10 protein-coding genes are annotated in these 10311 nt (G+C 68.0%); 9 read left to right on the plus strand and 1 reads right to left on the minus strand.

What is annotated here, in order from left to right:
- Positions 1–805: ScyD/ScyE family protein (locus G6035_RS18680; RefSeq protein WP_176618607.1), on the minus strand; the 805-nt coding region annotated here is incomplete at its 3' end.
- A gap of 316 nt (positions 806–1121) precedes the next feature.
- Here G6035_RS18680 and truB point away from each other — a divergent pair.
- The 9 genes from truB to G6035_RS18725 all read left to right on the plus strand — a co-directional run bounded on the left by truB (position 1122) and on the right by G6035_RS18725 (position 10250).
- Entirely contained in the window at positions 1122–2078 is a 957-nt protein-coding gene (gene truB, locus G6035_RS18685; protein WP_176618608.1) for a tRNA pseudouridine(55) synthase TruB, read from the plus strand.
- Positions 2075–2479, plus strand: coding sequence for a hypothetical protein (locus tag G6035_RS18690; protein WP_176618609.1), 405 nt, complete (start codon positions 2075–2077; stop codon positions 2477–2479). Before truB ends, G6035_RS18690 begins: the two co-directional genes overlap by 4 nt.
- Positions 2476–2910 carry a hypothetical protein gene (locus G6035_RS18695; protein WP_176618610.1) on the plus strand — a complete coding sequence of 145 codons (435 nt, stop codon included), beginning with the start codon at positions 2476–2478 and terminating at the stop codon, positions 2908–2910. The genes G6035_RS18690 and G6035_RS18695 overlap by 4 nt, the downstream gene beginning before the upstream one ends.
- The gene (locus G6035_RS18700; RefSeq protein ID WP_176618611.1) at positions 2907–4067 is read left to right on the plus strand and encodes a GNAT family N-acetyltransferase; all 1161 of its coding nucleotides are present in this window, start codon (positions 2907–2909) and stop codon (positions 4065–4067) included. Before G6035_RS18695 ends, G6035_RS18700 begins: the two co-directional genes overlap by 4 nt.
- A gap of 58 nt (positions 4068–4125) precedes the next feature.
- Positions 4126–5070 (plus strand): bifunctional riboflavin kinase/FAD synthetase, encoded by a 945-nt coding sequence (locus tag G6035_RS18705; protein WP_176618612.1) that lies wholly within the window; start codon positions 4126–4128, stop codon positions 5068–5070.
- 173 nt (positions 5071–5243) lie between these two features.
- Positions 5244–5513, plus strand: coding sequence for a 30S ribosomal protein S15 (gene rpsO / locus G6035_RS18710; protein ID WP_176618616.1), 270 nt, complete (start codon positions 5244–5246; stop codon positions 5511–5513).
- 311 nt (positions 5514–5824) lie between these two features.
- The gene (locus tag G6035_RS18715) at positions 5825–8074 is read left to right on the plus strand and encodes a polyribonucleotide nucleotidyltransferase (RefSeq protein WP_176618613.1); all 2250 of its coding nucleotides are present in this window, start codon (positions 5825–5827) and stop codon (positions 8072–8074) included.
- A gap of 3 nt (positions 8075–8077) precedes the next feature.
- Positions 8078–9436 carry a pitrilysin family protein gene (locus tag G6035_RS18720; protein WP_176618614.1) on the plus strand — a complete coding sequence of 453 codons (1359 nt, stop codon included), beginning with the start codon at positions 8078–8080 and terminating at the stop codon, positions 9434–9436.
- A gap of 55 nt (positions 9437–9491) precedes the next feature.
- Positions 9492–10250 carry an MBL fold metallo-hydrolase gene (locus tag G6035_RS18725; protein WP_176618615.1) on the plus strand — a complete coding sequence of 253 codons (759 nt, stop codon included), beginning with the start codon at positions 9492–9494 and terminating at the stop codon, positions 10248–10250.
- Positions 10251–10311: the final 61 nt, after the last annotated feature.

The following is a 10311-nucleotide window of genomic DNA, read 5'->3' on the forward strand; positions in this document are numbered from 1 at the left end:
CCATCGTCACCAGGTTCCCTCCGTTCCCTCCGTTCCCTTCGTTCACTTCGTCGAAGGCATTGGCCAGTGCCACGAGGGTGCTGCCGGTGACGGCCACGTCGGAGGACATCATGGCGGGGAGCACCGTGGTGGCCGTGCCGTTCTTGACCTCGACGACGCCGTCGCCCATCAGCTGGGAATCATGGACGTTGTTGTCCTTGTCAACGGCGATCCCCGTGGGCGCGGCAAGCCCCTCGGCCAGCAGCTGCGTCGTGCCGCTGCGCACATTCATCCGGTAGGCCTTTCCGTACCCCAGCTCCATCCCCGGGGCACCCGGGAGCACCTTGTAGTAAAGCCATTGACCGCTCATCGCCCGGCTGGTGGGTACGGCCTCGGCCCAGTAGTCCAGTCCCAGCATGCAGTCGGGGACGGGCATGCCCATCTCCGCGGCCAGGGCAGCGAACCGTGCGTCGACGGTGACCGGCTCGGCCGGCAGGGCCTTGACCAGGCTGACCGCCCCGGCATCCGTGACGAACAGGATGGTGTTGGCACCGGCGTCGCCCACGTACACGCCGCCGGCAACGGGCCCGGACGAATAGGGGTGGGAGAAGGTGCCGCCGGCGGATTGGAGCCCGGGGGCCTGGGCCAGGCACGCAGGCATGGCGTCACGGACCCCGTAGACGGTGGCGCCGTCCGGGTTGTTGGCCCCCCGAACACCGTTCAGGTCCGCGATTTCCCGGCCGGAGGCGAGCTTCAGCGGGCTGTTCAACTGCGATGCGATGTTCGTGACGGGGCCGGGCTGGTGCTTGTTGCCCGGCTGTGCCATGGCTGGTCCTGCCGCCGCGATTTTTGACCTTATTTGTAGTCCCTTGGAAGGGCCCGGGGATGACGGGCGGATCGATCAATCGGGACCCGTCAGCACTCGGTGTTCGCCGCACGGCAACGGGTCCGGCACCCGCTGCCGTTGCCGGCCGGGTGGACTGGACATTGCCCCGAGCACCAAATCTCCACCAGACGCTGTCCGGGCGGACCGGACACGTGGCGCCACCACATGTGAGGACCGTCACAAAGTCAACGGGTGGAGTGCGGCCGGCAGGACGGTGGCGCGGGGGAGGCCTGCCCGGGCCGATATACTACTAAGCGTGCTTTCCGGACTGGTAATCGTTGACAAACCGCAGGGATGGACCAGCCATGACGTGGTTGGCCGGATGCGAAGGCTTGCGGGGACCCGGAAAGTGGGACACGCAGGCACACTGGACCCCATGGCCACGGGCGTCCTGGTGGTCGGCATCAACAAGGCCACCCGCCTGCTGACATACATTGTCGGCACTTCCAAGAGCTATGACGCCACGATCCGGCTCGGCGCCACCACCGTCACGGACGACGCAGAGGGTGAGACCACCGGCACGCGTTCGACGGCGGATGTCACCGAAGCCGCCATCCGCGCCGGTGTTGCGGCGCTCACCGGGCCCATCAGCCAGGTGCCCAGCAGCGTCAGCGCCATCAAGGTCAACGGCGAACGCGCCTACGCCCGGGTCCGCTCCGGGGAGGACGTGACGCTGGCGGCCCGGCCCGTCACCATCCACTCCTTTGAAATCCACGGCCTTCGCCGCGGCCACCACGCGGGCGGCGTGGAGGAGGGCCTGGAGTACATCGACGTCGACGTGAGCGTGGAGTGCTCCTCCGGCACGTACATCCGCGCCCTGGCCCGCGACCTCGGCTCCGGCCTGGCCGTGGGCGGCCACCTGACAGCGCTGCGGCGCACCAGCGTGGGCCCGTACGCCCTGGACCAGGCCCACACCCTGGAGCAGCTGGCCGAAGAACTGCATGTCCTGGACATTGCCGACGCCGCCCGCGCGCTCATGCCCGTGCGTGAACTCACGGCCGCGGAAGCCGTGGAACTCTCCTTCGGCCGCCGCATCCCCGCCAGCGCCGACGGCCTGCACACGGCCGCGAACCCGGCCGCCGCCTTCGCCCCCGACGGCACGCTCACCGCACTGCTGGCCGACGCCGGCAAATACGCCAAGCCGGTGCTGGTTTTCCCGCCCGACCCGGACCCCGCGCCGAAGCGCCCAGAGCCAGGGGAGGCTGCCCAGTGACGGTCGACGGCTGGTTTTATGCCGGACTCGTGGTGGGCCTGGCCTCCACCATCATCTGCATCGTCGCTGCGGTGATGAAGAAAAGGCCCAACGACATCACGCTGCTCTCGCTGGCCGGCGTCGAACTTTTCACCATCATTTATGCTGTGGCTTCGCTGCTCCGCCTGACCACGGGCGAACACCTGGCAGGCGCCGGGTGGGAGTTCTGGGGCTACATGTTCACCGCCGCGGCCCTGCCCGTGGCCGGCTTTTACTGGGCCATGATGGAGCGCACCTTCTGGTCGAACTACGTGATGGGCGCCGTGGGCGTGACCGTGGTGGTCATGCTGGCCCGCATGGCACAGATTTGGTACGGCCTGAGCCCGGCCGTACAGCACCTGCAACCTGGAATTGGACAATGAAGAACACCCTCGGCAACACCCCGGACGCACCCGCCCCGGGACGGACCACCGGCGCCGGCCGCCTCCTGATCACCGTCTACGGCATTTTTGCCATCTCCGCCACCGCCCGGGCGGGCTTCCAGATCGCCACGGCCTTTAACGACGCCCCCGTGGCCTACCTGCTCTCGGCATTTGCCGCGGTCGTGTACATCGTGGCCACCATCTCGCTGGCCCGTCCCGGCCACAAATCGGCCGTTACCGCCACCACGGCCATCTGCATTGAACTGGCCGGAGTGCTGGTGGTGGGCCTGCTGAGCGTTTTCGACGCCCAGGCGTTCCCGCACGCCACGGTGTGGAGCATGTTCGGCCAGGGATACGGCTACGTGCCCCTCGTGCTGCCGCTGGTCGGTTTGTGGTGGCTGTACCGCCACCGCGCGGCAGCAGCCAAATGAGCGCTGTGGAATACACGACGCCGGCACCGGCCCCGACGGCCGGGCCCACCTCCCTGCGCCGCTTTACGGCGGCCGATGCCGCCGACTTTGCCGCAATCGACCACGATCCCCTGAACGTGAAGTGGGCCGGTGCGGACGCCTCGATGACGGCGGAGCGGGCCGCGGCACTGATTGCCGGGCCGGTGGCAGCCGGCTGGGACGATGGCACGCTGCTGCGCTTTGCCATCGTCGAGGGCCCCGGCGACGGCCGCATCATTGGCACGCTCAGCCTCCGGGACGTCCGCCACACCCGCGACGGCGGGTCCGCCGCCGTCGGCATCAAGCTGCTGGCCGCGGGCCGGGGCAGGGGGAGCGCCACCCGCGCCGTCGGGCTCGCCTGCGACTACGCCCTTGGCGTCCTCGGGCTGTCCGTGCTGCACTGGCACACCACCGTGGGCAACCACGCCAGCCGTGCGCTGGCCGAACGCTGCGGCTTCCGGCTTGCCGCCGAGATCCCCGGCCACGGCCACGTCGACGGACGCCTCGCCGGCGGGTGGGTGCTGGTGCGCGAAGCCGCCGCCCCGGAGCTCGAGCTGCGCCCGGAGGTGCCACGCCTCACGGACGGCACCGTGCTGCTGCGGGCCCTGCAGGATTCCGACGCCGAACAACTCGTGGCCAACTGCTCCAACCCCGGGGCCATCCGCTGGACCACGGTCCCGCTGGGCTACACGCGCGAACACGCGGTGCACTTCATCAACACCATCACCCCGGAAGGCTGGCGGAGCGGGGCAACCCTGACCTTCGCCGTGGCCGACCCGGACACCGACGGGCTGCTGGGCACCGTTGACCTGCAATGCAAAAACCCGGGCACTGCCGCCGTCGGCATCAACTTCGGCGAGCAGGCCCGCGGCACCGGCGCGGCGGAAAAGGCCGTGCGCCTGTTGGCCGGCTACGCCTTCGACCAGCTTAACCTCAGCTTTCTGTACTGGTCCGCCATGGTGCCCAACTGGGGCAGCCGCAAGCTGGCCTGGAAGCTCGGATTCACCCTGGAGGGACAGGTCCGCGGCATGTTCAACGACCGTGGCACGCCCGCGGACCGGTGGATCCTGACCCTGGCGGCCACGGACCCGCGCACGCCGCAGGCCTCGTGGGACGGACCGGCGGCCCCAACGCGGTAACCTAGAAAAGTCTGCCCGCAGGCAGCTTGCCGGCACGCCAAACGCAAGAGGATTAGTAGTGCACATTTGGAACTCATTGGAGCAGGTCCCGCACGGGTTCGGCCCCTGCGTGGTCGCGCTGGGAAACTTTGACGGGATGCACCGCGGGCACCAGCAGGTGCTGGGCCAGGTCAAGGCCGAGGCCGTGCGCCGCGGTGCCCTCGCCGTCGCCGTGACCTTTGACCCGCACCCGGCCCTGGTGCACCGCCCGGAGACGGCACCGGCACAGATCATGGGGCTGGCGGACAAGCTTGCGGCCATGGAAGCGCTGGGCATGGATGGCGTGCTTGTGGTTCCCTACTCGCTGGAATTTGCCCAGCAGACCCCGGAAGGGTTTGTCCGCAACGTCTTCGTTGACACCCTCGGTGCCTGCGCGGTGGTGGTGGGCCACGACGTCCGCTTCGGCCGGGGCAACGCCGGCGACCTGGCCACCATGGTGAGCCTCGGCACCCAACTGGGGTTCGACGTCGTGCCCGTGGAAGACGAAGGGCACGACCGCCGCTGGTCTTCCACCTGGGTGCGGGAGGCGCTGGCCAAGGGAGACGTCGCCACGGCCGCCGAGGTCCTGGGCCGTTGGCACGCCATGAGCGGGGAAGTGGTGCACGGGGCGGCGCGCGGGCGGGCCCTGGGCTTCCCTACGGCGAATCTCTCACCCGATGCCTGCGGCATCATCCCGGCCGACGGCGTCTACGCCGGGTGGCTGCGGGACGAGCACGGCCACCGCTGGCGGTCGGCAATCTCGGTGGGCTCAAACCCGACCTTTGTGGGCGTCAGCCGGCAGGTCGAGGCCTTCGTCATCGGACGCCCCGAGGAGCCGGTGGAGGCCTTTGACCTGTACGGCCAGCATGTCACGGTGGAATTTGTCCAGCGGCTGCGCGGCATGGTCGCCTACACCGGGCCCGAGGCGTTGATTGCGCAAATGCACCAGGATGTGGACCAAAGCCTGGAAGTCCTTCAGGCGTGAGCGGGGCGCCCCCGCCCGCCGCTTCGACATAACGCCATCATCTGCCGTAAACTAGGGGATTGAGTCCGGCTGCAGTCCGTGGTGGCTGGATTCCGTTGTGTTCCATGGTTTCCTGCAAGGGAATTGCCGGGCACGGCGACACCACGTTCACGGCACATTACAAGGAGTTCCCTGTGGCACTTGACGCCGCTGTAAAGCAAGAAATCATGCAGGCATATGCAACCAGCGAAGGTGACACTGGTTCGCCTGAGGTTCAGATCGCGATGCTCTCACGACGCATCTCGGACCTGACCGAACACCTGAAGATGCACAAGCACGACCACCACACCCGCCGCGGCCTCATGGCCCTGGTTGGCCGCCGTCGTCGCCTGCTCAGCTACCTGAAGGACACCGACATCACGCGCTACCGTACGCTCATCGAGCGCCTCGGACTGCGCCGCTAGCCTGTGAAAAAAGGCGGTCTTCCCCGTTCTGCGGGGGAGGCCGCCTTCACAGTATCGACGTGGGCCGGCCCGCAACCGCGCACCGGCCACGCACCTTGAACCACGGAACCCAACCGTCCGCCGCGCATTCGCGGTCCTCGGTAGTGGTCTCCGGGAACGGCCCTGCGGGGCGCCCGTGGACCTCGATCGAAGACCGGGTGTTGTACAGGTCCCCACAGCACGATCCGGTGGGGGTGCCTGGGCAGGTGGCGGGGAAATTCTGCGGAGCAGGTTTTTTGAACACCTACACAAGAAATGGAGGTGACTCTCTTATGGAGGGTCCCGAGATTCAGTACGCAGAGGCCGTCATTGACAACGGCCGTTATGGCAAGCGCGTGGTCCGCTTTGAGACCGGCCGCCTTGCCCAGCAGGCAGCCGGCTCCGCGATGGTCTACATCGACGAGGACACCGTCATGCTGTCGGCCACCACGGCCGGCAAGCACCCGCGCGAAGGCTTTGACTTCTTCCCGCTGACCGTTGATGTCGAAGAGCGCATGTACGCCGCCGGCCGCATCCCGGGCAGCTTCTTCCGCCGCGAAGGCCGCCCGTCCACGGACGCCATCCTGGCCTGCCGCCTCATGGACCGTCCGCTGCGCCCCGCCTTCAAGAAGGGCCTGCGCAACGAAGTCCAGATCGTCGTCACCATCCTGGCGATCAACCCGGACGTGCTCTACGACGTCGTGGCGATCAACGCCTCCTCAATGTCCACCCAGCTCTCCGGCCTGCCGTTCTCCGGCCCCATCGGCGGCGTCCGCGTCGCCCTGGTCGACGACGGCAACGGCGCCCAGTGGGTTGCCTTCCCGAAGCACTCCGAGCTGGAAAACGCCGTGTTCAACATGGTGGTGGCCGGCAAGGTGACCGGCGGTGCCAACGGCGATGACATTGCCATCATGATGGTGGAAGCCGAAGCCACGGACAACTCCTGGAACCTCATCAAGGAACAGGGCCACAAGGCCCCCACCGAAGAGGTCGTGGCCGAAGGCCTCGAGGCCGCCAAGCCGTTCATCAAGGCCCTCTGCGACGCCCAGGCCGACCTGGCCGCCCGCGCCGCCAAGCCCACCGTTGAATTCCCGGTCTTCCTGGACTACGAGGACGACGCCTACGCCGCCGTCGAGGCTTCCGCCGCCACCAAGCTGGCCCAGGTCTTCTCCATTGCCGACAAGCAGGAGCGCGACGCCGCTTCCGACGTCCTGAAGGAAGAGACCGTTGCCGCCCTGGCCGCGGACTTCGAAGGCCGCGAGAAGGAACTCTCCGCAGCGTTCCGCGCCGTGACCAAGCAGGTCATCCGCCAGCGCATCCTCACCGAGCAGGTCCGCATCGACGGCCGCGGCCTGACGGACATCCGCCAGCTCACCGCCGAGGTTGAGGTCCTGCCCCGCGTGCACGGCTCCGCAATCTTCGAGCGCGGCGAAACCCAGATCATGGGTGTCACCACGCTGAACATGCTCAAGATGGAACAGCAGATCGACTCGCTGAGCCCGGTGACGCGCAAGCGCTACATGCACAACTACAACTTCCCGCCGTACTCCACCGGTGAAACCGGCCGCGTGGGCTCGCCCAAGCGCCGCGAAATCGGCCACGGCGCCCTGGCCGAGCGTGCGCTTGTGCCGGTGCTGCCTTCGCGCGAGGAGTTCCCCTACGCCATCCGCCAGGTCTCCGAGGCCCTCGGCTCCAACGGTTCCACCTCCATGGGCTCCGTCTGCGCATCGACCCTGTCGCTGCTCAACGCCGGCGTGCCCCTGAAGGCGCCCGTTGCCGGCATCGCCATGGGCCTGGTCTCCGACCAGGTGGACGGCCAGACCCGCTACGCGGCCCTGACCGACATCCTCGGCGCCGAAGACGCCTTCGGCGACATGGACTTCAAGGTGGCAGGCACCTCCGAGTTCGTCACGGCCATCCAGCTGGACACGAAGCTCGACGGCATCCCGGCCTCCGTGCTGGCCGCCGCCCTGAAGCAGGCCCGCGAGGCCCGCCTGCACATCCTCAGCGTCTTGAACGCCGCCATCGACGTCCCGGACGAGCTCTCCGAGTTCGCGCCGCGCGTCATCGCGGTGAAGATCCCCGTTGACAAGATCGGCGAGGTCATTGGCCCGAAGGGCAAGATGATCAACCAGATCCAGGAAGACACCGGAGCCGACATCTCCATTGAAGATGACGGAACCGTGTACATCGGTGCAACAAACGGCCCCTCCGCGGAAGCCGCCCGTTCAGCGATCAACGCCATCGCCAACCCGCAGGTCCCGGAAATTGGCGAGCGTTACCTGGGAACCGTTGTCAAGACCACCACGTTTGGCGCGTTCATTTCGCTCACGCCCGGCAAGGACGGCCTGCTGCACATCTCCGAGCTGCGCAAGCTCGCCGGTGGCAAGCGTGTTGACAACGTTGACGACGTGGTTTCCGTCGGCCAGAAGATCCAGGTGGAAATCACCAAGATCGACGACCGCGGCAAGCTGTCCCTCTCCCCGGTTGTTGCCGAGGCGGAGACCGCCGAAGAAGCAGTGTCCGAAGGCGTTGCTGAATAATTCATGGCATTTACCCTTTTGCCGCTGACCTCCGCTGCCGACGGACTGGCAGACACGGAATCCACGCTCATCTCGGGCACGGCCGGAGGCGCCGCAGTGCGCCGTTCGGTCCTGCCCGGGGGAGTGCGGGTCCTGACCGAGTCCATGCCGGGGCAGCGCAGCGCGACAATTGGTTTTTGGGTCGGTGTTGGCTCCCGGGACGAATCCGAGGGCCAGCACGGCTCGACCCATTTCCTTGAACACCTGCTGTTCAAGGGCACCCGGCGCCGGACCGCGCTGGAAATCGCGTCCGCCTTTGATGAGGTGGGCGGGGAGTCCAACGCGGCCACGGCGAAGGAAAGCACCTGCTATTACGCACGCGTACTGGACACCGACCTGCCCATGGCCATCGACGTCATCGCCGACATGGTCACCTCCGCCGTGCTGGACCCGGCCGAGCTGGAGCAGGAACGCGACGTCATCCTGGAAGAAATCGCCATGGACAGCGACGACCCCACCGACGTTGCGCACGAAAAATTTGTTGAAGCCGTCATGGGCCGCCATGCCCTGGGCCGCCCCATCGGCGGGACCCCGGACGCCATCAAGGCCGTCCCGCGGGACTCCGTCTGGGCGCACTACCAAAAGCACTACCGGCCCGAAACCCTTGTCATCACCGCTGCCGGCGGGCTGGACCACGACGCCGTCTGCGAGCACGTCCTCTCGGCCCTGCGCACCGCGGGCTGGTCCCTGGACGACGGCGTTGCCCCGGCCCCGCGCCGCGACTCCGCCCCCGCAGCCATCACCGGCACGGCCGGGCTGCACGTGGTCAAACGCCAGGTCGAGCAGGCCAACATCATCATCGGCTGCCCGTCGCTCACGGCCACGGACCCCCGCCGCTACGTCATGAGCGTGCTGAACTCCGTCCTGGGCGGCGGCATGTCCTCGCGCCTGTTCCAGGAGATCCGCGAAAAGCGCGGCCTGGTGTACTCCACGTATTCCTTCGCCTCCTCCTATGCCGACGCCGGCTACTTCGGCATGTACGCTGGCTGCTCCCCGCAAAGGGTCGGCCAGGTCATTGCGCTGCTGACCACCGAGCTGGAGAAGCTTGCCGCGGACGGCATTACGGGGGCCGAACTCGCCAAGGCCCTGGGCCAGATGTCCGGCGGGATCGTGCTGGCCCTGGAAGACACCGGCTCGCGCATGTCCCGCCTGGGGCGTGCCGAACTCGTGGCCGGCGAATTCCTGGACATCGACGAGACCCTCGGGCGCATCCGTGCCGTCACGGTGGAGGAAGTCCGGCAGCTGGCCCGCGAACTCGCCGCCGCCCCGCGCACCATCACCGTCGTCGGCCCCTTCGACGAGTCCGAGACCTTCGGCCTGTAGCGGCCGGCGGATCGAAGGGGCGGGCCTGCCCCGCCCCTTCCCCAAGGAGTCCGGTTTGAACAGCACCGCCCAGCCGCAGGAATGTGCCGACGGTGTTTTCCTTGTGGCGGGCCCGGCGTCCAACTGGATCATCCTGCGCGAGGGCAGGGAGTTCACCGTCATTGACTCGGGGTATCCCGGCGACCGCGCGGACTTCATAAAGTCCATCCGGCAGCTGGGGCTCGAACCCCGGAACATGGCCGCGTTGCTCATCACCCACGGCCACGTCGACCATACCGGTTCGGCCCGGATGCTCTCGGACGGGTTCGGCGTTCCCGTCCTCAGCGCGGCGGCCGAACAGGGCCAAATGACGGGCCGGGACAAGAACCAGGTGTCGCCGCGGCAAATCCTGGTGCGCGCATGGCGGCCCCGCGTCTTCCGATGGACCCGCCACATTGTCGCAGCGGGCGGCGCGAACCCCACCCGCGTGCCGGGCTCGGGCGCCTTTACCGACGAATTGCTCGCCGGGCTGCCGGGGTCGCCGCGGGCCCTGGCCACCGCCGGCCATACGCCGGGCCACACCGCGTTCCTTCTCCCGTCCGGCTGCCTGGCCACGGGCGACGCGTTGGTCACCGGGCATCCGCTTTCCACGGTCGACGGGCCACAGCGGCTGCATCCCATGTTTGACCACGACAGGGGCAGGGCCGGACGGTCCCTGGACAGGCTGCTTGAGGGCGGTGCCACAACCATCCTGCCGGGACACGGAAAGGTGCTGGCCATGCCCATCGCTGAAGCGGTGGCACGCGCGCGGCAGGCGCCAGTGCCGCGCTGGTGACCGCGGGCGTGGCTGCGGCGGCCGCGGCCGACGGGCACTGATGCCGTGACCGAAAATATGC

It is taken from the genome of Arthrobacter sp. SDTb3-6 (genome assembly GCF_013376095.1).
GTDB lineage: Bacteria > Actinomycetota > Actinomycetes > Actinomycetales > Micrococcaceae > Specibacter.

What these genes read in the sequence shown, in the direction of transcription:
- G6035_RS18695 (WP_176618610.1), top strand. Translation starts at nt 2,476, where the DNA reads ATGAAGAACACCCTCGGCAACACCCCGGACGCACCCGCCCCGGGACGG.
- G6035_RS18720 (WP_176618614.1), top strand. Translation starts at nt 8,078, where the DNA reads ATGGCATTTACCCTTTTGCCGCTGACCTCCGCTGCCGACGGACTGGCA.
- G6035_RS18700 (WP_176618611.1), top strand. Translation starts at nt 2,907, where the DNA reads ATGAGCGCTGTGGAATACACGACGCCGGCACCGGCCCCGACGGCCGGG.
- G6035_RS18715 (WP_176618613.1), top strand. Translation starts at nt 5,825, where the DNA reads ATGGAGGGTCCCGAGATTCAGTACGCAGAGGCCGTCATTGACAACGGC.